General features: G+C 46.7%; 21 protein-coding genes. 18 read left to right on the forward strand and 3 right to left on the reverse strand.

The window, feature by feature from the left end; genetic code table 11:
- Positions 1-208: 208 nt before the first annotated feature.
- Genes liaF through LCM00_RS07870 form a run of 3 tightly spaced genes read left to right on the forward strand, consistent with a single transcriptional unit; the run spans position 209 to position 2,738 of the window.
- Complete coding sequence (gene liaF, locus LCM00_RS07860) at positions 209-1,042, forward strand: cell wall-active antibiotics response protein LiaF (protein WP_224899832.1); 834 nt, start codon at positions 209-211, stop codon at positions 1,040-1,042.
- Between the two features lie 12 nt (positions 1,043-1,054).
- Positions 1,055-2,092 (forward strand): sensor histidine kinase, encoded by a 1,038-nt coding sequence (locus LCM00_RS07865; RefSeq protein WP_224899835.1) that lies wholly within the window; start codon positions 1,055-1,057, stop codon positions 2,090-2,092.
- Between the two features lies 1 nt (position 2,093).
- Positions 2,094-2,738 carry a response regulator gene (locus LCM00_RS07870; RefSeq protein WP_224899838.1) on the forward strand — a complete coding sequence of 215 codons (645 nt, stop codon included), beginning with the start codon at positions 2,094-2,096 and terminating at the stop codon, positions 2,736-2,738.
- A gap of 151 nt (positions 2,739-2,889) precedes the next feature.
- On the opposite strand, the gene LCM00_RS07875 is transcribed toward LCM00_RS07870, so the two are convergent.
- Entirely contained in the window at positions 2,890-3,402 is a 513-nt protein-coding gene (locus tag LCM00_RS07875) for an antibiotic biosynthesis monooxygenase family protein (RefSeq protein ID WP_224899842.1), read from the reverse strand.
- A gap of 342 nt (positions 3,403-3,744) precedes the next feature.
- Here LCM00_RS07875 and LCM00_RS07880 point away from each other — a divergent pair, with 342 nt between their 5' ends.
- From LCM00_RS07880 to LCM00_RS07900, 5 genes are all read left to right on the forward strand, one after another.
- Positions 3,745-4,980: a DUF5068 domain-containing protein gene (locus LCM00_RS07880; RefSeq protein WP_224899844.1), complete on the forward strand. Its 1,236-nt coding sequence runs from the start codon at positions 3,745-3,747 to the stop codon at positions 4,978-4,980.
- Between the two features lie 491 nt (positions 4,981-5,471).
- A complete protein-coding gene (gene hemE / locus LCM00_RS07885) occupies positions 5,472-6,518 on the forward strand; it encodes a uroporphyrinogen decarboxylase (protein ID WP_224899848.1) in 1,047 nt (348 codons plus the stop codon).
- An 84-nt stretch (positions 6,519-6,602) separates the two neighbouring features.
- On the forward strand, positions 6,603-7,535 hold the full coding sequence (gene hemH / locus LCM00_RS07890; protein WP_224899851.1) for a ferrochelatase: 933 nt from the start codon (positions 6,603-6,605) through the stop codon (positions 7,533-7,535).
- A 196-nt stretch (positions 7,536-7,731) separates the two neighbouring features.
- A complete protein-coding gene (locus LCM00_RS07895) occupies positions 7,732-8,304 on the forward strand; it encodes a TetR/AcrR family transcriptional regulator (protein ID WP_224899854.1) in 573 nt (190 codons plus the stop codon).
- Between the two features lie 78 nt (positions 8,305-8,382).
- Positions 8,383-10,542, forward strand: coding sequence for a YhgE/Pip domain-containing protein (locus LCM00_RS07900; protein WP_224899857.1), 2,160 nt, complete (start codon positions 8,383-8,385; stop codon positions 10,540-10,542).
- 279 nt (positions 10,543-10,821) lie between these two features.
- On the opposite strand, the gene yhfH is transcribed toward LCM00_RS07900, so the two are convergent.
- A complete protein-coding gene (yhfH, locus tag LCM00_RS07905) occupies positions 10,822-10,950 on the reverse strand; it encodes a protein YhfH (RefSeq protein WP_224899860.1) in 129 nt (42 codons plus the stop codon).
- 162 nt (positions 10,951-11,112) lie between these two features.
- Between yhfH and LCM00_RS07910 the strand changes: the two genes are divergently transcribed.
- From LCM00_RS07910 to LCM00_RS07940, 7 genes are all read left to right on the forward strand, one after another.
- Positions 11,113-11,847 carry an MBL fold metallo-hydrolase gene (locus LCM00_RS07910; RefSeq protein WP_224899862.1) on the forward strand — a complete coding sequence of 245 codons (735 nt, stop codon included), beginning with the start codon at positions 11,113-11,115 and terminating at the stop codon, positions 11,845-11,847.
- A gap of 17 nt (positions 11,848-11,864) precedes the next feature.
- The gene (locus LCM00_RS07915; protein WP_224899865.1) at positions 11,865-12,857 is read left to right on the forward strand and encodes a lipoate--protein ligase; all 993 of its coding nucleotides are present in this window, start codon (positions 11,865-11,867) and stop codon (positions 12,855-12,857) included.
- Between the two features lie 176 nt (positions 12,858-13,033).
- Positions 13,034-14,590 (forward strand): fatty acid--CoA ligase family protein, encoded by a 1,557-nt coding sequence (locus LCM00_RS07920; protein WP_224899868.1) that lies wholly within the window; start codon positions 13,034-13,036, stop codon positions 14,588-14,590.
- Between the two features lie 276 nt (positions 14,591-14,866).
- On the forward strand, positions 14,867-15,643 hold the full coding sequence (locus LCM00_RS07925) for an enoyl-CoA hydratase-related protein (RefSeq protein WP_224899871.1): 777 nt from the start codon (positions 14,867-14,869) through the stop codon (positions 15,641-15,643).
- A gap of 190 nt (positions 15,644-15,833) precedes the next feature.
- Entirely contained in the window at positions 15,834-16,826 is a 993-nt protein-coding gene (locus tag LCM00_RS07930) for an ABC transporter substrate-binding protein (RefSeq protein ID WP_224899874.1), read from the forward strand.
- A 36-nt stretch (positions 16,827-16,862) separates the two neighbouring features.
- Positions 16,863-17,891 (forward strand): ABC transporter permease, encoded by a 1,029-nt coding sequence (locus LCM00_RS07935; RefSeq protein WP_224899877.1) that lies wholly within the window; start codon positions 16,863-16,865, stop codon positions 17,889-17,891.
- The gene (locus tag LCM00_RS07940) at positions 17,866-18,660 is read left to right on the forward strand and encodes an ABC transporter ATP-binding protein (RefSeq protein WP_224899879.1); all 795 of its coding nucleotides are present in this window, start codon (positions 17,866-17,868) and stop codon (positions 18,658-18,660) included. The genes LCM00_RS07935 and LCM00_RS07940 overlap by 26 nt, the downstream gene beginning before the upstream one ends.
- Positions 18,661-18,703: 43 nt before the next feature.
- Here the strand turns inward: LCM00_RS07940 and LCM00_RS07945 are convergent, their stop codons facing one another.
- Positions 18,704-19,255 (reverse strand): helix-turn-helix domain-containing protein, encoded by a 552-nt coding sequence (locus LCM00_RS07945; RefSeq protein ID WP_224899881.1) that lies wholly within the window; start codon positions 19,253-19,255, stop codon positions 18,704-18,706.
- 188 nt (positions 19,256-19,443) lie between these two features.
- On the opposite strand from LCM00_RS07945, the gene LCM00_RS07950 reads away from it, so the two are divergent.
- The 3 genes from LCM00_RS07950 to LCM00_RS07960 all read left to right on the forward strand — a co-directional run bounded on the left by LCM00_RS07950 (position 19,444) and on the right by LCM00_RS07960 (position 21,976).
- Entirely contained in the window at positions 19,444-20,172 is a 729-nt protein-coding gene (locus tag LCM00_RS07950) for an AzlC family ABC transporter permease (RefSeq protein ID WP_224899884.1), read from the forward strand.
- On the forward strand, positions 20,165-20,470 hold the full coding sequence (locus LCM00_RS07955) for an AzlD domain-containing protein (RefSeq protein WP_009793986.1): 306 nt from the start codon (positions 20,165-20,167) through the stop codon (positions 20,468-20,470). The genes LCM00_RS07950 and LCM00_RS07955 overlap by 8 nt, the downstream gene beginning before the upstream one ends.
- 222 nt (positions 20,471-20,692) lie before the next feature.
- Positions 20,693-21,976: a M48 family metallopeptidase gene (locus LCM00_RS07960; protein WP_224899887.1), complete on the forward strand. Its 1,284-nt coding sequence runs from the start codon at positions 20,693-20,695 to the stop codon at positions 21,974-21,976.
- The last annotated feature ends 48 nt before the right edge of the window (positions 21,977-22,024 follow it).

Genomic DNA, 22,024 nt, shown 5'->3' on the forward strand with positions numbered 1-22,024 from the left:
CTATAATATGCTTGGGCCATAGCTTCCAAGCGTACTATAGATTATGTTCAGTGCTGGGCGATGTGCATGGCCGCCTCCTCCGCCTCAAGGCGGAGGGAAAAGCATTCCAGAGGCAGTTAAAGATTGATGGGAGACTGTTTAAAATGGAATTGCAGGGATAACATTTTCTGCAGCGAATATTTATAGAGATAGAAAGAAGGGGAGCCAAGTGCGTTATCGATCAGTCAATCAAATGATGTTTGCCTTATGCCTTCTGGCTGCAGGTGTCCTGCTGCTTCTTGTTAATATAGGTGTCATTTCCTTGGAAATAAAGGAGTTTTCTGTCGCAATATATCCTTTTGTGATGTTCGGCTATAGCCTTATTCTGCTAATCTCTGCATTGGCGAGAAACAAAGGAGGCAAAGTCTTTGCCGGATTTCTGCTCATTTTTGCCGGGCTGCTGGCCTCTGACAGGCTCGGGCTGCTCCAGTTTTCTTTTTGGGATGTGTGGAAGCTTTGGCCGCTCGCTATCGTATACCTTGGATTCTCGCTTCTCATAAGGAAAGAGCATATCAAAGTGCATGTTGAAACAGAGTTTCCCGCTAAGAAATATGAAGGGGCAGAGGAAGGCGAAAAGGGGCCGGACAGGGAAAAGATCATCAGGATCAAGAAGGGATCCCGGCATGCCCCATTAGCAAACATCAGAGGATTCTCGATAGGCGACGTCAGCTTTAAAGACGCAAATTGGTCTGTAGAACCGATGGATCTGTATAATACTGTCGGTGATTATTTTATAGACTTCAGCAAGGCGTATATCCCGCAGAGGGAAACGCCGATTTCAGTCAAGGGATGGGTCGGCGATGTCAAAATGATTATACCTGAGGATGTCCCGATTATGGTTCACTCCCATATCAATATCGGGGATATCCGCATTTTCGATATGAAGTCAGAGGATCTTAACCGTAAGCTTTACTTTAAATCCCCTGGATACGATGATGCGGCAAGGAAATTGAATATAACGATCCAGCTCAAAGTCGGCTCCATTCGAATTGATCATGTATAGGAGATACTGCTGATGAAAAAAATGTTCGGAATCAGGTATTGGTTTATCCAGAGCTTTATCATGATGGCGCTGATCAGCGCGCTCATCTTCTTTGTCGGCATCCAGATTTATTTATACTTTGCCGATGAACCGGTCCTTACCATTACAATCTCTTTCTGGCTCTTTATCTATTGCCTGCTGATCCTGCTGGCTGCCGGAGGCTATTTTGGCATTAAAGGAAGTTACTTAATCAAGGGAAGGCTTGGAGATATCCTGGTTGCAGTGTCCAATCTGCGGTCCGGCAAGCTGGCAGGAAGGATATCTTCTTATGAAAAAGATGAAATAGGGCTTATTGCAGATGAGCTTGATGGCTTGGCTGACTATATCCAGGAGCAGGTCCACTCGGTGCAAAGGCTTGCTGAAGAACGATCATCCCTGGCCCAGTCGGCCCACGCAGCCGCAGTAATGGAGGAAAGGCAGCGCCTTGCAAGGGATCTCCATGATGTTGTGAGCCAGCAGCTGTTTGCTCTCAGCATGATGTCATCTGCTGCGCTGAAGGTCTTTGACAGGGATTCTGCAAAAGCAAAGAAGCAGCTCGAGGAAATATCCGGTATCGCCGCCAAAGCGCAGGGGGAAATGAGGGCGCTCCTTCTCCATTTAAGGCCGATCCAGCTGAGCGATGATACCCTGTGTGACGGGATTATCAAGCTCATACACGAATTGCGCGGGAAGACTACCATCGATTTTCAGGCCAGCATAGATGAAATCGAGCTCTCCAAAGCAGCAGAAGAGCATTTGTTCAGAGTTGTCCAGGAGGCACTTTCTAATATCCTAAGGCATGCTGATGCATCAAAGATAAAGCTGACCCTTACAGAAAAGGAAGATTATACATATTTATTTATCGGAGATGACGGAAAGGGATTTGACCCTCATATTGAAAGGGTTGCCTCTTATGGGCTGAAAACCATGCGGGAAAGATGCGAGGAAATCGGCGGGATTTTCAATATCCGGTCCAAACAGGGAGAAGGGACTTATATTGAAATACGGGTACCGCTGAAAGGGAGGGAATAGAGTGATCAGGATCGCAGTTGTGGATGACCATGAAATGGTAAGGAAGGGAATCATCTCGTATCTTTTGACTGAACCGGAAATAGAAATAGTGGGGGAAGCTTCCAGCGGGCATGAGGGAGCTGCCCTCGTGCTGAAGGAAAGACCCGATGTCGTCCTTATGGATCTTTTAATGGAAAACGGAAGCGGCATTGAAGCAACAAAAGAAATTTTGAAAAGCTATCCCCAGTGCAAGATTATCATTATTACAAGTTTTTATGATGATGAGCAGGTCTTTCCTGCAATAGAGGCCGGCGCATTCAGCTATATGCTGAAAACAGCAACGGCGGATGAAGTGCTTGACTGCATCCTGAAGGCTGCAAGGGGGGAGCCGGTGATCGAGCCGAAGGTCGCCACCAAAATGATGGGCCGCCTCCGCGGCAAAGAGAAAAAGCCCCATGAGGAACTGACGGAAAGAGAGCTGGAGGTCCTCCTGTGCATCGGCGAAGGGATGACCAACCAGGAAATCAGCAATCAGCTCTTTATAGGGATAAAAACGGTGAAAACACATGTCAGCAACATACTCAGCAAGCTGTCCGTTTCCGACCGCACTCAGGCAGCTGTGTATGCCAACCGGAACGGCCTCATTAAAGAAGGCCCGAGGGCCTGAAGGGATTTTCATGCTGAATGAAAGAATCTGGCGGTAAATGCGTCAGGTTTTTTTTCTTCCTCCAACAGCCTTGCATAAACAGCTGCAACTCGAAGAAAAGGCCGGAAAATGCAGGCTTCCGCATCTTTCGGCCTCTTCTGATAACTAATGATTAATCTGCTTGAGGAATATAATAGGTTGTTACAAAGGATGGGCGCGCAAAAATATTTGGACGCTGGACATCGATGCCTTTATCTGTTCCCCGTTTTTCGTGGGCTTTATCATAGGCTTTGGAATCCTGCCAATTTTTGAAATCCTTTTCGCTTTCCCATTGGGTGAGAATGACATACGTATCGCTGGAAAGCGGGCGAAGCACCCGGATGCTGATGAAGCCCGGTTCGTTTTCAACCGCCCCTGCCCTGTTTTTAAATCGGTATTCGAATAAGGGCCTTCCTTCTTCTGTTACCGGGATATTATTCATGACAATAAAGCCGCGGCTTTCGAGTGAACCTGTTGAGTCCAGCACTTCATAGCTCCGTGGTTCGTTAAATAAAGTTTTTCCCTCGGTTTCGTGGAGGAGCAGGCTATTGTCTGCATCCTGCATCAGCACCATTTTCTCTGCGCTGTTCTTATCTTGAACTGTTTTTAAAAAATCAAAAGTGCCGTTCGTCATATAAATCTTCATCCATATCACCTCATGATTCTCTTTGTATGATAGCGCTCTCCCTCATTATAGCTTTTCCGCATGCCGATTCCCAATCAGAGCTCTTAGCTGCCGGATAGAAGTTTATTTCAAAATTTTGGTTTATACAGGAAGTGATGGGGGTATTTTCCTATTCGGAGGCTTCTGTATCTATGTGCATCCTCCTGCCTCTGCCTGCTTTTTATGGTAGCATTTCCTTATTTTTTCCTTTTCATCTATTAAACAGGGAAAACTATCATTTTGTGATTTATAATGGCGAAGGGAAAATAATCCAATAAAAGGTTGTGTAAAAACGTGAAGAAAAATGTTTTATGGACAGCACTTATGTCGCTAATGCTTTTGCTATCGGCATGCGGGAATGACGAAAAAGCTTCAAACGAAAAAGAGCCGGAAAAGAAGGTTGAAGCTGAAGAAACAGATAATGCTGCCGCAGAGGAAGAAACTGATGAGTCGGAAGAAGTGGAAGAAGCTGAAGAAACGGCTGAAGGGGCAAGTGCCGAAGGAGAACTGCTTAACCCGAATATTGCCGAGGAATCAGAGGGCGATGCTGTTGTCATCTATACGAACAGTGCTCCTGGCTTTGTCCACGATATGAAAGGCTTCAAAGTCTCTGTGGATGAATATCAGATCGTTAAAGTGACAGATATGCACGAAGATGTCACCATCCCGTTCAATGATGAGATTGACGGGTATGTGATCACGGCTAAGGTTACAGTGGATAATGGCACTGACAAAGCAATGTATTACAATAATATGCACCGGATCCAGACATCACATGAGCTGGACTGGTACCCATCAGACCCTACCTTTATCCTTGATGAGGACAAGGTTAAGTCGAAAAAAGAATCAGAAACAGGGAAATTCGCAGCCGGGGAAAAGGTAACAGGGCTGATTTCATTCACCCTGACAAATGCCGAATTCGATAAGCTTTCGACTGTAAAGCCGAAGTACATCATTGAAGGAGGAGCTGCAGACAACGACCAGTTCAAGGGTTCCATCCAGGGAAATGCCGTCTTTGACTTTGTCTACAGCAATGACCAGAAGAGTGCACTGGCAAGCGGGCCTTCATTCTATCAGGATCGGCTGACGACCGATAATATGGCAGATAAACAGATGATTTTTGAAAAAGAGGGAATTGGCGAAACCCAGAAGATCGGCGATGTGAATGTAACACTTGAAGGGGTGCAATATACAGAAATTACCCCGACAGAGGCCAATAAGCCCCGCTTTGAGAATTTTGGCGACAATGGCATCGCAGCCCTGACAGTTAAATTCAAGATTGACAATCAATCTTCCGAGCCCCTCAGCATCTGGAATATCGGCTCCATCCTTTCTGTGGACGATGACCGTGCAAGGGTTCTGGCACAGGGCATGGTCGAACCGCGCGATCCGCAGACAATTGAAGCAGGAGCACAGGGCGAGAAGCTTCATGTCTTCTTATTCAGGAAAGATGAATTCGAACTCTTTAAAAAATTCAATCTGGAATTCGGCCCTTTCTATAACGAAGACGGCACAAAAGCATTCAAAGGAAGAACAGCTGAATTTACACTGCCGAGATAAAAGATGGCTTGCGCCGGGTTCAATCTGCAGTTTGCAGACCAAAAGGGGTACGGAATGAGAGGGTTCCGTGCCTTTTTTGTTTCTTTTTTTGCACTTATTAGATTGTTTGGGGTTCATTGCTATTCGAGTTCAAGAACCTGTTGATTGGAGTGCAAGGCACGAAGACTCCTGCGGATTGCAGCGGAAGAGTTGAGACCCCACAGCCGCTTGCGGCGAAGGAGGCTCAACTCCGCCCCGCGGAAAGCGAAGTGCCTGGAACGGAGATCAACACCCCATTTGTAAATAGAAATGATTTTTGTAATGCAATATGTTTTTGCTTTTTCTCTTTTAAGGCAAATTTTCGACATTTCCCCAGCCAATCTATACAACCTATCATGAAACCGCTATAGTGAAAGGGGCAATATGCCTTTATACATACCGAGATTTCTAATTTCCAGAAAGATATATTACAATAAACAAACAGAAGAGTACTGAAAGGTGGATACAGTTTTATGGCAAAACAGATAGATGAAACATTTTTAAAAGCCGCGCGCGGAGAAAAAACAGACCGGGTGCCTGTATGGTATATGCGGCAGGCTGGCAGATCCCAGCCCGAGTACCGCGCCATCAAAGAGAAATACTCCTTATTCGAAATAACACATCAGCCTGAACTATGTGCTTATGTAACAAGCCTGCCGGTTGAAAACTACGGAGTGGATGCAGCGATCCTTTACAAAGACATCATGACGCCGCTGCCGGCCATCGGAGTGGACGTGGATATTAAAACAGGCATCGGTCCGGTCATTTCCAATCCGGTCCGCTCGCTCTCAGATGTTGAGAAACTGGGGGAACTTCATCCTGAACAGGATATTCCTTATGTCCTTGACACAATCAAGCTCTTAACAGAAGAACAGCTGACAGTTCCTTTGATCGGCTTCTCCGGCGCACCATTCACAATCGCCAGCTATATGATCGAAGGCGGTCCTTCAAAGAATTACAATAAAACAAAGGCTTTCATGTATTCTGAGCCGCAAGCATGGTTCGCGCTGATGGACAAGCTTGCCGACACGATCATCGTTTATGTAAAAGCACAAATCAAGGCTGGCGCAAAAGCTATCCAGCTTTTCGATTCCTGGGTAGGGGCACTCAATGTGGCTGATTACCGCTGCTTCATCAAACCGGTTATGGAACGGATCTTCACAGCTCTTAAAGAAGAAAATGTGCCTTTGATCATGTTTGGTGTCGGCGCAAGCCACCTGGCCATGGAGTGGCATGACCTTCCCCTGGACGTAGTCGGACTGGATTGGAGGCTTCCAATCAGCGAGGCAAGGGAGATGGGCATCAAGAAAACAGTCATGGGCAATCTTGATCCTGCCATTTTGCTTGCTCCATGGGAAGTAATTGAAGAGAGAGCCAGGGAAATCCTCGACCAGGGCATGCAGCAGCCAGGCTATATTTTCAATCTTGGCCACGGCGTCTTCCCGTCTGTCAACCCTGATACATTGAAAAAGCTGACTGGCTTTATCCACGATTACTCGGCTTTCAAGCTTGCTGAGTAATTCCTGAGCATTTGATTTTGTATTGAGCCGGGTTTTTGGCACAATAAGTGACTAGAGACATGATTATAAAGAGGTGTAAATATAATGCCGAAAAAGAAAATGGGCCTGCTTGTCATGGCCTACGGAACCCCATATAAAGAAGAGGATATTGAGCGCTATTATACCCATATCCGCCATGGAAGAAAGCCTTCTGATGAAATGCTCGAAGATCTGCGGAGCCGATATGAAGCAATCGGCGGGATTTCCCCGCTTGCCAGGATTACACAGGAGCAGGGTGAAAAGCTTGAGCAGCACCTCAACAGTATCCAGGATGAGATCGAATTCAAGATGTATCTCGGCTTGAAGCATATCGAACCTTTTGTCGAGGACGCTGTGAAGAGCATGCATGAGGACGGAATCACAGAAGCTGTAAGCATCGTGCTTGCTCCGCATTTTTCAACCTTTAGCGTAAAATCGTATAATGGCCGTGCAAAGGAAGAAGCTGAAAAGCTTGGCGGCCTGACGATTACTTCTGTAGAAAGCTGGTACCAAGAACCGAAATTTATCGGCTATTGGGCAGAAAAAGTGAAGGAAGCCTTCGCATCCATGCCTTCCGATGAGAAAGACAATGCTGTGCTGATCGTATCAGCGCACAGCCTGCCAGAGAAAATTCTCCAGTCTGGCGACCCTTACCCTAACCAGCTGAAGGAAACTGCAGATCTGATCGCTGAACAGGCGGGAATAGAAAATTATGAGGTCGGCTGGCAGAGTGCCGGGAATACTCCTGAGCCATGGCTTGGACCGGATGTCCAGGACCTGACGCGCGACTTATATAATGAAAAAGGCTATAAAGCATTCGTCTATACACCAGTCGGTTTTGTGGCAGACCACCTTGAAGTTTTATATGACAATGACTATGAGTGCAAAGTCGTGACAGAGGAAATCGGCGCAAGCTATTATCGCCCGGAGATGCCAAATTCACAGCCTGAGTTCATTGATGCAATGGCATCAGCTGTACTCAGGAAGCTTTCAGAATAGCAGAGTGAGAAGGAGTCCTGCCTTTTAGTGCAGGGCTCTTCTTTAGTGTCTGATTATTTTCTTCTTGCGGCCAAAGTGATAAATAAATTATTAGCCAGGAAGCCTTGCAAGAGCTGCTGACATATGCTATCATTATTTTTGTTCAAATTGACCAAAATGTTCACTTAGTCATTTTTTTACGAATCGAGGTGTATAGATGGCTGTAGACCGGAAGCAATTAATCATTGAAGCTGCCAATAAATCATTCTCTCTGTTTGGCTATAAAGCGACCACTATGGATCAGGTGGCCAAGATTGCGAATGTCGGCAAAGGTACGATCTACACATTTTTTAAGAATAAAGAGGAATTATTCGATGAAATCATTTCAACGCTCATCAAGGAAATGAAAATTGCAGCGGACGAATCTATGAATCCTTCTTTATCTTTCCATGAAAATGTCCATCGAGCCTTATATGGGATCCTTGAGTTCAGATTGTCTCACCAGCTGACCATCAAGCTTTTTCAGGAAGAAAAGGAAATGGGTACTCCTGCAGTAATGGAGGTAATGGAGAGGCTTGAAAAATCAATTCTTTCTTATATTAAAGAAAAAGTTGCCGAAGCTGTGAAAAAAGGCGAGATAGTCGACTGCGATCCTGAGCTGACTGCCTTTATCATGTTCAAGCTCTATATCGCCTTGATCTTTGATTGGGAAAAGCAGCATAAGCCTCTGGAAAAAGAGGAAATTGCCAAGCTCTTTGAGCAATACCTGTTTAAAGGATTATCTAACTGACTTAAACGGATAATCCTTGTTTTATGAATAAAATTGACCATTTGAACAAAACAGTCAATCGTACAGGAGGATATATAAATGAAGAATAGACTATTCAGGAATGAGTTTTCAGCTATTTTTAAAAACAAAAAACTGCTGATCCCGATTATTGCTGTCCTGTTCATTCCTGTGCTTTACAGCGGAATGTTCCTGTGGGCTTTCTGGGATCCTTATGATCATCTTTCCGACCTGCCTGTCGCAGTAGTCAATGAAGACAAAGGGGCAGAATTCGAAGGGAAAGAGCTTCAGCTCGGGGACGAACTGATATCTAATTTAAAAGATAGCGCTGATTTTAATTTTCAGTTTGTTACTAAAGAGGAAGGCTATAAAGATCTGGAAAAGGAGAAGTATTATATCCTCGTAGAGGTTCCTGAGGACTTTTCAGAGAATGCGACAACTCTTTTGGATGAAGATCCGAAAAAACTGAATTTGATTTATGTTCCAAACGAAAGCTACAACTTCCTATCTTCACAGATCGGAGGTACAGCGATTGAAAAGATTAAAGCTTCTCTTTCTGAAAAAATTACCGAAACATATGCCGAAACAATGTTTGATAAAATTGGCGACATGACAGACGGCCTGGTGCAGGCGAGCGATGGGGCAGGGAAACTTGACGAAGGTGCCCGGGAGCTTAAATCAGGATCACAGGAGCTGAAAAATAAGCTCGGTGAATTGGCTGGGAAGTCTGTTGAATTTGACAGTGGCGTCAGCCAGGTAAACAAGGGATCCCGAGACCTGGCAGCTGGTGCAAAGGATTTGGACTCCGGCCTTGGACAGCTCCAGGCAGGCCACCAGAAATTAGAATCTGCGGCTAAGGAACTGCAGGCTGGGAATCAGGAAGCAGCTGCAGGAGCCGCAAAGCTGAATGATGGAATTCAGCAGGTACAGGGTAAAGTCCCTGCTCTTGTCCAGGGAGGAGAACAGCTCCAGGGCGGTGCAGCCACACTTTCAGGTTCGCTGGCTCAATGGCAGACAGAAGCTGCTAAAGTCAGCGGGGGGATGTCCCAGCTTCAGCAAAAGCTTGGGGCAGTCCTGCAGCAGATGCCGGAGGATTCTCCTGAAAGACAAGAGCTGCAAGCGGCATTGGGCCAGCTGGCAGCAGGTACATCTCAGCTTGCAGAATCTGCAGGTCAGCTATCCGGCGGAGCCCAGCAGCTGTCAGAAAAGATCGGCAGCCTTTCTGAAGGGCAGAAGCAATTGCAGCAGGGAATTGATTCTCTAGCAGCAGGAAGCTCTTCACTTGCACAAGGAACAGCCAAGATTCAAAACGGCGAGGAGCAGTTTATCGCCGGCATGAATGAATACAGCCAGAAATTTGCTTCAGCAAAAGCAGGCTCAGCACAGCTGGCAGCAGGTAGCACAGAGCTTTCCGGCGGTCTCGGCAAGCTGGCTGATGGCTCAGGCGCCCTGAAAGAAGGCGCTGGAAAGCTGTCTGAAGGGGCCGGCAAAGTGGCAGAAGGAAATTCAGCATTGTCCGAAGGTTCAGCTGAGCTTGCAGGCAAACTGAAGGATGGAGCTGAGGAAGCTTCATCTGTAAGTGCAGATGACAAAACCTACAATATGATTGCCGAACCTGTTCAGGTGAAAAATGAAAAAATCAATGAAGTGCCTAACTACGGAACCGGCTTTACGCCATACTTCCTTTCATTGGGCTTGTTCGTCGGAGCTCTGCTTCTATCCATCGTATTCCCGCTCAGGGAGCCGGCATCGGTCCCTGGAAACGGCCTGAGCTGGTTTGCAGCCAAATTCGGCGTCCTTGCAGCAGCAGGCATCATCCAGGCGCTTATCGCTTCATGGATCCTGCTTTCGGGACTGGGGCTTGAAGTTCAGAGCATCCCATTATTCATTCTGTTCAATATCATTACAAGCCTGACTTTCATGGCGCTGATTCAATTCTTTGTCACAGCGCTTGGAGATCCGGGAAGATTTATTGCCATTCTTATACTCATCCTGCAGCTGACTACAAGTGCAGGCACCTTCCCGCTTGAACTGATCCCAGGCTTCCTGCAGCATTTTAATGCATTGCTGCCGATGACCTATTCAGTTGCAGGCCTGAAGGCTGTGGCATCAAGCGGCGACTTTGCCTTCATGTGGCATAATGCAGCCATCCTGCTTGGCTTTATGCTCGTATTCATTGCAGGCACGATTACTTATTTCAGTAGCATGCATAAAAGAAAGTACGCAGCAATCGCAGAATAATAGAGCAGAGAAAAGACCCGGCCAGCGGCCGGGTCTTTTTCATAAAATAAGAAAGTATATTTTTTTAACTTCGATTACTGTCCAGCAGCTGCGCCTGCCCCTCGAGGTCACAAGCCGAACCTCCCAAAAAGGCAAAGAACGCCTTTCCGGGATGATCGTCTTGAGGCCCACAGGAAGCTGGTCATGCAGACGTTGCCACAGGACGTGGCGTTCTTAGTCTGCGTTCCTTAAGGGTGAGCAAGGCGCTTGCGCTTTTCTTATAATTTTATAGAATACAAGTCAGTTCAAGTCAAGACACTTATCACATTTGTTCCCATAGCATTCGTGCTGCTCATCAATGGAGCTGCCGCACTCCGAACATTGTTTTGCTGGCAAATTCCTGAAAAATTCCACGATATTTTCTAGCATTCTGTCAGCCTCCCGGGTTATGTGTTTGTGTTTCTGTATTTACATTGTATTATAACAGTATTTTTTAGTCAACAACTGTATCAATACAATTTTAAAAAAATGAAAAAATAGGCATAATCGATTATAGTGTTATTAGGGATTCGGAAAAAGGAGGACTGTTCTATGAAATTAACTGTTATAGGGCCCTGGGGAGGTTATCCTAAGGCAAATGAGGCCAGTGCCGGCTATCTTCTCGAGCATAATGGCTTCCGCCTGCTTGTGGACTGCGGCAGCGGAGTACTGTCGAAAATGCAGCAGCTCATCCAGCCGGAGGAGCTTGATGCGGTCATCATCTCCCATTATCATCCTGACCACATCGCAGATATAGGGGTATTGCAGCATGCCCGGCTGATACAGGGCTTTCTTGGGAAAAAGATGGATACCCTGCCGATCTATGCCCACAGGGAAAACCCTCAGGAGTTCTCTAAGCTTAACTATAAGGATATTACAGCAGGGAAAGAGTATAAGGCGGACGATGGATTGGCCCTCGGCCCCTTTACGATCACATTTTTAAAAACAGACCATCCAGCGCCCTGCTATGCAATGCGGTTTGAAGCAGAAGGCAAAGCAATGGTGTATACAGCCGATACTTCCTATAAAGAAGAGCTGGCTGCTTTTGCATCCGGTGCCTCCCTGCTTGTCAGCGAGTGTAATTTTTACGGTAATCAGAATGGAAAGAATGCAGGGCACATGAACAGCTATGATGCCGGCAGGCTTGCTGAAAAAGCGGGCGCGGAACAGCTTGTCCTGACCCATCTTCCGCATTATGGCGAGCTATCACAGCTGGCTGATGAGTCAGCCAGGGAATACAGCGGCCCAGTCCGCCTGGCTGCATTCAATGATACGTATACTATCTAAAACAAAGGAGAATCATCATGCTATTTATCGACAACAAAGGGATTACAGACCCCCGCATAAACCTTGCCATTGAAGAGTATGCTTTGAAGAACCTGGACATTGACCAGGAAAGCTATCTGCTTTTTTACATAAATGAGCCTTCCATTATCATCGGCAAAAACCAGAACACCATTGAGGAGATCAATACAGAATATGTTGAGAAAAACGGCATTCATGTTGTCCGCCGCTTATCCGGAGGGGGAGCCGTCTACCACGATCTGGGCAATCTTAATTTTTCATTCATTACAAAGGACGATGGCGACAGCTTTCATAACTTCAGGAAGTTCACAGAGCCTGTTGTCGAGGCTTTAAAGAAAATGGGAGTGGCAGCTGAGCTGAGCGGACGCAACGACCTCACAGCAGAAGGAAGGAAAATTTCCGGTAATGCCCAGTTCGCAACAAGGGGCAGGATGTTCAGCCACGGGACCCTGCTGTTTGATTCTGAGATTGACAGCGTAGTATCAGCCCTTAAGGTCAGAAAGGATAAAATTGAATCCAAGGGCATCAAATCCATCCGCAGCCGTGTAGCGAATATCTCTGAGTTTCTGACAGAAAAAGTATCGACAGAGCAGTTCAGAAGCACTCTCCTGAAAAATATCTTTGGGGATCTCGACGAAATTCCGGAGTATGTACTGACAGAAGAGGATTGGGAAAAGATACACCAGCTATCAAAAGAGCGTTACCAGAATTGGGACTGGAATTACGGGAAATCGCCGAAATTCAATCTCCAGCATTCACACCGGTTCCCGGTTGGCCAAATCGATGTGCGGCTGGATGTTAATAAAGGGATCATTGAGAATTGCAAAATATTCGGCGACTTTTTCGGGGTCGGAGATGTAGCAGTCATTGAAGAAAAGCTGGCAGGTCTGCGCTATGACAAGGCGGCAATCGAAGAGGCTCTTGCAGATGTAGACATCAAACATTATTTCGGAAATGTCACGAAAGAGGATTTTATTAATCTAGTCTATTGAGTTCTGCCCCGCCCAGGCGGGGTTTTTTCATGGGAACGGAATAAGAGGCGGCTAAATATATACAAAATTTTGGCACTGTGTACTTGAATACATAAATTTCTTTCAATATAATATATTTAGAAAATTTTTTATTATTTAATGAATGACTATTCATTCATTTAGGAGGAGGGAAAGTTATGAACTTATCTTCACAGCTGCATGAAACCGCACAGAAGCTGGGTGAAAAGCCGGCCTATTATTTTATGGACAAGGAAAGCACTTATGCTGAGCTTGATGCGGCAGTTACAAAATTTGCTTCAGGCCTTGAAAAGCTGGGAATTCAAAAGGGAGACCATGTTGCACTGCTTCTCGGCAATTCTCCTTTCTTCATTATCGGCTTGTATGGGGCGATGCGCCTGGGAGCAACTGTGATTCCAATCAATCCGATCTATACGCCGGATGAAATCGGCTATATTGTCAAAAACGGTGATGTCAAAGCTATCATCAGCCTGGACTTGCTGGTTCCAATGGCAGAGAAAATGCATGCGGCGCTTCCGTCAGTTGAAAACTATATCATTTGTGAAACCCCGCAAGGCAAGCAGGCGGGTGCTGATGTCTCAACTCTAAGTGTCTACCCTAAACTGAAATCGTTTACATCTGTACTGGCTTCAGGCGATGCAGGCTACCGGGGACCGGAGCTTGAGGAAGAGGATACAGCTATCATCCTTTATACATCAGGCACCACAGGAAAGCCAAAAGGCGCCATGCTCACGCATAAAAACCTTTACAGCAACGCAAAAGATGTAAGCGATTACTTAAAAATGAATGGATCAGACAGGGTCATTACGTCGCTTCCGATGTTCCATGTCTTCTGCCTGACTGTTGTGCTTAACGCTCCGCTGATGAATGGAGCCACCATTCTTATTGACCCTAAGTTCAGCCCGAAAGAAGTATTCAGGCTGGTAAAAGAGTATGAGGCAACTGTTTTTGCCGGTGTGCCGACCATGTACAATTTCCTGCTCCAATACAGCGATGGCAAGGCAGAAGATTTAAAGTCCCTCCGCCTCTGCATTTCCGGCGGTGCATCCTTGCCGGTAGCATTGCTTGAAAACTTTGAAAGAAAATTCAATGTCCTTATTTCTGAAGGCTATGGCTTGTCCGAGGCATCGCCGGTAACATGCTTCAATCCGCTTGACAAGCCGCGCAAGCCTGGTTCAATCGGGACATCCATCCTGAACGTTGAAAACAGAGTTGTCAATGAACTGGGTGATGAGGTGCCGCCTGGTGAAGTCGGCGAACTTGCTGTAAGAGGCCCGAATGTTATGAAAGGCTATTATAAGATGCCTGAAGAAACTGCTGCTGTAATCAGGGATGGCTGGCTTTTCACAGGAGATATAGCTAGGATGGACGAAGAAGGCTATTTCTATATTGTAGACAGGAAAAAGGAAATCATCATCGTCGGCGGCTACAATGTCTATCCAAGGGAAGTTGAGGAGGTGCTGTACAGCCATCCTGGCGTGGTTGAGGCAGCTGTCATCGGCGTGCCGGATCCGAATCAGGGAGAAGCGGTCAGAAGCTATGTTGTGCTGTCCGACCCTTCTCTCACTGAGGAAGAGCTTATTGCCTACTGCAAACAGCATCTTGCTAAATACAAGCTGCCTTCCTCGATCGAATTCCTGGACGAGCTGCCTAAAAATACGACAGGAAAGATATTGAGAAGAGCATTGAAGAAACAGGTGCTTCAGACAAAATAAGCTATTTTTGCAGAGTGAATCTGTTTAGGGGCATTTCGCTTGTGTAATTCTGCAATACTCAGAAGTACTGCGTTAATTTCTTTTTTCAAAAACCAGAGCGGAAATCACACTCCTGCCTGGTTTTTGCTTTGAAAAGAGAATTGCATGCTTGAGCGGCGCCTTTCTTCATTATGATGGGATGGCTGGAGAATGAAAACTTGCAGGTTTAAAAGAAAGGGTTTTCATTAACGGAGAGCGAATATTGCAGATAGCTAACAAAGGAGTTGATATGGAAATATGAGCAGCATTGGATTGAAAGTGGAGAACCATGCGGCCGTCATTACCCTGAACAGGCCCGAAGCCTTGAATGCTTTTAATTATGAGACTCTTGAAGAGCTGCAGCGGACTGTGGAGGATATCAGGATCAATCCGGATGTCCGGGTTGTCATTTTTACGGGAGCAGGCGATAAAGCATTCAGTGTCGGGGCAGATCTGAAGGAAAGAAAGACACTTTCTCAGACGGACGTTAAAAGGAATGTTTATAAAATCGGCGAGGTGTTCTCGTTGATTGATCTTCTTCCGCAGCCTACGATTGCAGCCATCAATGGATTCGCTTTTGGCGGAGGGATGGAGCTGGCCCTGTCCTGTGATTTCAGGCTGGCTGCCCAGGGAACGAAGATGGGGTTGACTGAAACCAGCCTTGCCATCATTCCCGGAGCAGGAGGGACGCAGCGGCTTCCGAGGCTGATCGGGCAGGCAAAGGCACTTGAGCTGATCCTTACTGCCAGGAGGCTGACATCTGAAGAAGCTTTGCATTACGGATTATTGACAAAAGCAGTCCCTCAGGATCAGCTTCTTGAGGAATGCCTGAAGCTCGCTGAAGAAATGCTTGCAAACGGGCATGTCGCTCTTCAGCAGGCAAAGTTTGCCGTGAAGCAGGGAATGAATGCTGATCTGCAGACAGGTTTGCAGATTGAAAGAAAAGCCTATGAGGTGACTATTCCGACAGAAGACAGGCTGGAAGCCCTCCAGGCGTTCTCAGAAAAAAGGAAGCCTGAATTCAAAGGAAGATAATAAAACACCCTGTGAATGGAAAGCGGTTCACAGGGTGTTTTTTGATTTTTATATTATAAACTTTCTAAAATATCAAAAAACAGCTTGAATATAGTATAATTCCCCTATATAATTTAGTGAATAAAAGCATAAAAGCATAAAAGTGCAAAAGTGAGATAGCAATTGATAGGACAAGAATGGGGGATTTTTCATGAAAAAGGAAAAGCTTGGATTGGCTGCGGCAGGGCTGCTGGCAGCAGGATTGCTGTCAGGATGCGGTTCAGATGAAGCTGGAGGAAAAACGGCTGCAGATGGGAAAAAAACTTATCAAATCGGCGTAACGCAAATAGTGGAGCATCCTTCGCTTGATGCAGCCCTGGATGGGTTCAAAAAGGCTCTTGAAGATAAAGGGCTCGAGGTTGACTATGATGTACAGATCGCCCAGGGAGACCAGAACAACAACCAGGCAATTGCCAACAACTTTGCCGGCGACGGTGTAGACCTTATCTTCGCCAATTCGACACCGAGCGCGTACGGGGCTCTGAATGCCACCAAGGACATCCCGATTGTATTCACCTCTGTGACAGATCCTGTTGGTGCTGAGCTTGTGGCCTCAATGGAAGAGCCGGGAGAAAATATTACGGGGACAACGGATACGCATCCGGATGCCATCCCGAATACGGTGAAATTCATGGCTGAGCAAATGGAAGGAAAAACGGTAGGAGTCATCTACAACTCGGGGGAACAGAATTCCAATGCCCAGATTGATCTCGTGAAAAAGGCGATGGAAGGAACAGACTTAAAGCTGGAAGAAGCCACAGTATCAGCTTCCTCAGAGGTGAAGCAGGCAGCTGAATCTCTTGTAGGCAAGGCAGACATGATTTATATCATTACGGATAATACAGTTGTTTCCGCACTGGAGTCGGTCATCCAGACAGCCAATGACAATGATATCCCGCTGTTTGTCGGTGAACTGGACTCAGTTGAACGCGGAGGGTTTGCTGCTTACGGTTTTGACTATGAAGATATCGGTTATGAGGCAGGGGAAATGGCGGCCAAAATCCTTGAAGGGGAGAATAAGCCATCAGAGCTTCCTGTACAGTATCCGCAAAATTTAAAGCTTCTAATCAACAAGAAGGCTGCTGAAGAAATGGGTATCGAGCTTAAAGATGAATGGAACAGCTTGGCTGAATTTACTGAGTAGAATGATAGAATTCCCTCCCGGAGAAAGGAAGATCATATGTTCACAGCGATATTTGGATCAGTGGAGGCGGGTGCAATATATGCTTTGATGGCCCTTGGCGTGTATCTGTCATTCCGGGTGCTGGATTTCCCGGATCTGACAGTAGATGGCAGCTTCGTGACAGGCGCGGCTGTTGCTGCCTCGATGATTGTGGCAGGGTCAGATCCATTCCTGGCTACCATAGTGGCCATGATATGCGGATTTGCTGCCGGGTGCCTGACAGGCCTGCTGCATACCAAAGGGAAGATCAATCCCCTTTTATCCGGCATATTAATGATGATTGCTCTCTATTCCATAAATCTGCGGATTATGGGGAAATCAAACGTGCCCCTCCTTTCGCAGGAGACTGTCATCACAAAGCTTTCGGGCTTCTGGGAGTCACTGCCGTTCGACAGCGGGGTGGCATCGCTTTTGACGGGCATGGGGCTTGGCGGGATGGTTCCCAAAACATGGGGAATCCTGATGGTCATGCTTGCTGTATCAATTGTCATTAAGCTGCTGCTCGATGCTTTCCTGAAAACGGATCTCGGGCTTGCCATCAGGGCAGTGGGCGATAATGAGACGATGGTGCGGAGCTTTTCAGCGGATACGGACACTTTAAAAATCCTTGGTCTGGGACTATCCAACGGACTTGTTGCTTTTTCAGGCGCACTCATTGCCCAGTACAATGGCTTCAGCGATGTCGGCATGGGGATCGGCATGATCATCATCGGCCTTGCCTCCGTCATCATCGGCGAGGCGGTCTTTGGGGCAAAAACAATCTTCAGGGCGACTTTGGCGGTAATCGGCGGCGCTATTCTCTATAGAATTATCGTAACCCTTGCGCTCAGGGCTGATTTTCTTGAAACGGGCGATATGAAGCTCATTACGGCGGCGATCGTTGTCTGTGCGCTCATTATACCAAGGATGGTTGAACGGCAGCGGGACAGAAGGCGGAGGAAAAAAAGGCGCTTTGGGGAGAAAGAGATAAAAAAAATGGCAGAAGAAGGAGGTGGGCAGGTTGCTGCAGCTAAAACAGATTTATAAAGTATTCAATGAAGCTACCCCTGATGAGAAAAAGGCTCTTCAGCATCTTAACCTATCCATGCAGCCAGGTGATTTTGTCACAGTCATTGGCAGCAATGGGGCAGGAAAGTCCACCTTGATGAACATCATATCAGGGCGCCTCTATCCTGATGAAGGGGAAGTGCTGATTGACGGCAAAAGTGTTACGCAAATGAAAGAGCACAAAAGGTCGCGCCTGATCGGCAGGGTCTTTCAGGATCCGATGGCAGGTACGTCCCCTAATTTAACCATTGAGGAGAATCTGGCGATTGCCTCTTCGCGGACAGGGGGACGCGGTCTGCGGCTGGGAATGACAAAGAAACGGAAGGCCTTTTTCAAGGAGCAGCTCGAAATGCTTCACCTCGGTCTTGAGGATCGCCTTGAAGCAAAGGCAGGCCTTTTGTCGGGAGGGGAAAGGCAGGCACTGTCATTATTGATGGCCACCTTCACAGAGCCGAAAATCCTGCTGCTTGATGAGCACACAGCAGCGCTTGACCCGGCCCGGGCTGCCCTTATCACTGAACTGACCAGAAAGATCGTTGAATCTTTCGGCCTGACAGCCCTGATGGTCACCCATAATATGCAGCAGGCAATAGATCTCGGAAACAAACTCATCATGATGGACAATGGGCAGATCATTTTTGAAGCAGGAGAAAAGGATAAGCAGGAACTTACCGTTGAAAAATTGCTTGGGGAATTCCAGCGCATCCGCGGTGAAAAATTGAACAGCGACCGCGCTGTTCTTGCCTGAATAAAAGGTGCCGGTGATTTTTCATGCGGCACCCTTTATTTTGCTATTCATAATACATGACTACCTGGCATCTTGCTGGTGCTTCCCCCGTATTCCTGTAGCTGTGGCTTTGGTCAGCGGCAAATCGGAGTGCAGAGCCTTCCTGAATCGTGTATGGATTATCACCGATCATTACCTCAATTTCACCGCTTATGACCGTAATATATTCTTCTACCCCTTCGTTATGCTGATCAGAGGTCTGCTTCCAGCCAGGGGCAATTTCCACAATGAATATCTCGAATTTTTTTCGCGGATCAAAGGGGAACAGCGGAAACACTTTATATTTCCCTCCATTCTCAATGATCGGGTTAATCTGATTGGTATCGGCAAAAGAAACCTCGGATAATTTCTCTGCCATCAGAGATGAAAAAGAAATCTGCAGGCCGCTGGCAATTTTCCATAACGTCGTGACAGTGGGGTTGGATTCTCCCCGTTCTATCTGTCCAAGCATTGCCTTGCTTACACCGGTTGCTTCTGAGGCCATGTCCAGGCTAAGCCCCCTGCTCCTTCGTATATTCCGTAAATTTTCCCCGATATTTTTATGAATATTCTCCATTTTTCCTCCAAAGGAATTGTGTAATATAACGCACATATGTATAATATAACTCAAAAGTATAGCTTTGTTAAACAGAGTTTCACACGAATGAGCCCAAAATCAACAAGGTACACTACCACAGCCAAAAGTATAAAAGAAACACAGTACTTTCATAAAATTTCCTAAGATACATAACGGCAGGTGAGGATATGGCAGAATTAGCAGCAGAAAGGCCAGCAGGCGAGTTCCGCAAAGGAATACAGGCAGGAATAAGCATTGCGATCGGATATTTTCCGATTGCCATAACATTCGGGCTTCTGGCAAAGACCACAGGGCTTACGGTAGGAGAAACAGTGCTGATGAGCCTGCTCGTCTTTGCTGGTGCGGCCCAGTATATCTCCCTGAGCCTCTTGACGCTGGGGACAGGGATATTTGAAATCATCCTTACTACCTTTATTGTTAACATCAGGCATTTCCTGATGTCAGCATCTCTTAATGAAAAGTGTGAAGACGAGCATACGGCAAACAAAATACTGTTTGCTTTTGGCATCACAGATGAGACCTTTTCAGTCGCTTCCATGAAAAAAGAGAAAGTTTCTTCAGGCTACATGTTTGGCCTTATCTTTGTGTCCTATTCAAGCTGGGTGGTCAGCTCAGGCATCGGCCATCTGATTGGCGCGAGCCTTCCGCAGACTCTTCAGGAAAGCATGTCAGTCGCTTTATATGCCATGTTTGTGGGGCTGCTCGTGCCTTCTATGAAGGGAAGTGCAAAGGTTATATTCCTGGCTGTGCTTGCAGCAGGGTTCAATACTATCTTCACAATGGCAGATCTGCTGTCGACAGGGTGGGCCATAGTCACAGCGACACTTTTATCAGCATTGATTACTGAAGCTGTGGAAACTTTGAAAAAGAGAAGGGGAGTTAAGCGGCATGAATAGCCAAATCATTATGATGATCATCGGGATGGCGGCCGTTACCTATATTCCGAGGATGCTTCCCTTCGTCCTGTTCAGAGGGAAGGAGCTGCCTGCATTCTGGCAGGGTGTTTTGAGAAATGTCCCTTATGCGACATTGGGAGCGCTTATTTTCCCTGGAATCCTCTTTATCCAGGAAGACATCTGGTACGGCCTGCTCGGGGCAGCTGCAGCTTTCCTGGCAGCTTATCTTGGAGCAAACGTCATCGTGGTTGTCCTCGGGTCGATCGCTGTATTGTCGGTATACTCCTACTTTTTCTAGCATGAATGCCAGGCTCGGTATGCTGAGCCTGGTTTTTTCTATTGATGACAGGCGGATGGAAGGCGGTTTGGGAGAACATATAATTGAGGCTCATCCATTTTGCTGTTCTAAAATAAACAATTGGTACTACACTGTAGGGAGAGGTTGTACAAAGAAAGCCCGTCCCGGCTGCCGCTTATTTTGGCAAAAAAGGCAGCTGTGAAGAAGAAAGGGGGAATCGGAATGGCTCGGAAAATCGGCTTTTATACAGTCATCGGCTATATTGTCTACGGGCTGTTTTTTTACTGGTATCTGTTTTATTTTGCGAATACAAGCCTGCCTTTTGAGTATCAGGGAACGCAGGCAGACCCGGAAGCTTTTCTGAACGGGCGGGAGCTTATGCTGAGTGAAGAGTATTCCAAGGTAAGGAACCTGCTGTTCTTTTTGTCCACTCCCCTTGAATGGGTGTTTTATGTTCTCGTCCTTGTGACCGGCCTGTCCTCGGCCATGAAGAAGTGGGCGGGGAAATCAGCGCAGGCAAAAGCTCTGCAGACGGCCATCTATCTGCTGTGGCTTTCAGTCTTTGCGTTCGCAGCCACATTCCCTTTAAGCTTTATCAGCTATTCACTGTCCAAGAGCTACAATATCTCAACACAGACCTTCAGCTCCTGGATGAAGGATGAATTGATCGACTTCTGGATCAATTACGGAACGATGTTCATTTTGGTTTCAGTGCTGTATTGGCTGATGAAAAAAAGCACAAAAAGATGGTGGCTTTATGCATGGCTGTTATCGGTGCCATTCACACTTTTCATGATGTTCCTCCAGCCTGTTGTAATCGATCCGCTGTACAACGATTTCTATCCGCTTAAAAATAAAGAGCTGGAAGAAAAAATCCTTCAATTAGCGGGTGAGGCACATATCCCTGCCGAGCATGTGTTTGAAGTAAACATGGCAGAGAAAACCAACTCGCTTAATGCGTATGTAACAGGCATCGGTCCAAACTCACGGATCGTTTTGTGGGATACAACACTCAACCGGCTGAGTGATGACCAGATCCTGTTCATCATGGCGCACGAAATGGCCCACTATGTAGAGAAGCATATATACATAGGGATTGCGGGATATTTAGTGCTTTCCTTGATCGGCCTGTATCTCATATCAAAGCTGATGGATTGGGTGATTGCCAGATGGGGGGAGACCTTCAAGGTGCAGGAGGTTTCCGACATCCGCTCGCTCCCGCTGTTTCTTGTGCTTCTTTCCTTCCTGCTGTTTGCTGCCAGCCCCATTACCAACCTGGTGTCCAGATATCAGGAAACGAGGGCAGACAGGTATGCCATTGAAATGACAAGTGATACGGAAGCGGCCATCGGCACGTTCCAGGAATTGACGAAGGCAGGCTTGAGCCAGGTGAAGCCGCCGCTGCTTGTGAAAATATTCCGGTATGGGCATCCGACCATGCTGGAGCGTATCTCCATGCTTGAAGAGTATGAAATGAATAAAAGAACCGGATCCGGCAGCGAATAGCAGCGGATAACCAGGGGGCACCCGGCAGAGCGGGGGCCTCTTTGTTTT

The sequence above is a fragment of the Bacillus infantis genome (assembly GCF_020171945.1).
Lineage (GTDB): Bacteria > Bacillota > Bacilli > Bacillales > Cytobacillaceae > Bacillus_AB > Bacillus_AB infantis_A.

What these genes read in the sequence shown, in the direction of transcription:
- LCM00_RS07865 (WP_224899835.1), top strand. Translation starts at nt 1,055, where the DNA reads ATGAAAAAAATGTTCGGAATCAGGTATTGGTTTATCCAGAGCTTTATC.
- LCM00_RS07875 (WP_224899842.1), bottom strand. Translation starts at nt 3,402, where the DNA reads ATGAAGATTTATATGACGAACGGCACTTTTGATTTTTTAAAAACAGTT.
- LCM00_RS07880 (WP_224899844.1), top strand. Translation starts at nt 3,745, where the DNA reads ATGTCGCTAATGCTTTTGCTATCGGCATGCGGGAATGACGAAAAAGCT.
- hemE (WP_224899848.1), top strand. Translation starts at nt 5,472, where the DNA reads ATGGCAAAACAGATAGATGAAACATTTTTAAAAGCCGCGCGCGGAGAA.
- hemH (WP_224899851.1), top strand. Translation starts at nt 6,603, where the DNA reads ATGCCGAAAAAGAAAATGGGCCTGCTTGTCATGGCCTACGGAACCCCA.
- LCM00_RS07895 (WP_224899854.1), top strand. Translation starts at nt 7,732, where the DNA reads ATGGCTGTAGACCGGAAGCAATTAATCATTGAAGCTGCCAATAAATCA.
- LCM00_RS07900 (WP_224899857.1), top strand. Translation starts at nt 8,383, where the DNA reads ATGAAGAATAGACTATTCAGGAATGAGTTTTCAGCTATTTTTAAAAAC.
- yhfH (WP_224899860.1), bottom strand. Translation starts at nt 10,950, where the DNA reads ATGCTAGAAAATATCGTGGAATTTTTCAGGAATTTGCCAGCAAAACAA.
- LCM00_RS07910 (WP_224899862.1), top strand. Translation starts at nt 11,113, where the DNA reads ATGAAATTAACTGTTATAGGGCCCTGGGGAGGTTATCCTAAGGCAAAT.
- LCM00_RS07915 (WP_224899865.1), top strand. Translation starts at nt 11,865, where the DNA reads ATGCTATTTATCGACAACAAAGGGATTACAGACCCCCGCATAAACCTT.
- LCM00_RS07920 (WP_224899868.1), top strand. Translation starts at nt 13,034, where the DNA reads ATGAACTTATCTTCACAGCTGCATGAAACCGCACAGAAGCTGGGTGAA.
- LCM00_RS07925 (WP_224899871.1), top strand. Translation starts at nt 14,867, where the DNA reads ATGAGCAGCATTGGATTGAAAGTGGAGAACCATGCGGCCGTCATTACC.
- LCM00_RS07930 (WP_224899874.1), top strand. Translation starts at nt 15,834, where the DNA reads ATGAAAAAGGAAAAGCTTGGATTGGCTGCGGCAGGGCTGCTGGCAGCA.
- LCM00_RS07935 (WP_224899877.1), top strand. Translation starts at nt 16,863, where the DNA reads ATGTTCACAGCGATATTTGGATCAGTGGAGGCGGGTGCAATATATGCT.
- LCM00_RS07945 (WP_224899881.1), bottom strand. Translation starts at nt 19,255, where the DNA reads ATGGAGAATATTCATAAAAATATCGGGGAAAATTTACGGAATATACGA.
- LCM00_RS07950 (WP_224899884.1), top strand. Translation starts at nt 19,444, where the DNA reads ATGGCAGAATTAGCAGCAGAAAGGCCAGCAGGCGAGTTCCGCAAAGGA.
- LCM00_RS07955 (WP_009793986.1), top strand. Translation starts at nt 20,165, where the DNA reads ATGAATAGCCAAATCATTATGATGATCATCGGGATGGCGGCCGTTACC.
- LCM00_RS07960 (WP_224899887.1), top strand. Translation starts at nt 20,693, where the DNA reads ATGGCTCGGAAAATCGGCTTTTATACAGTCATCGGCTATATTGTCTAC.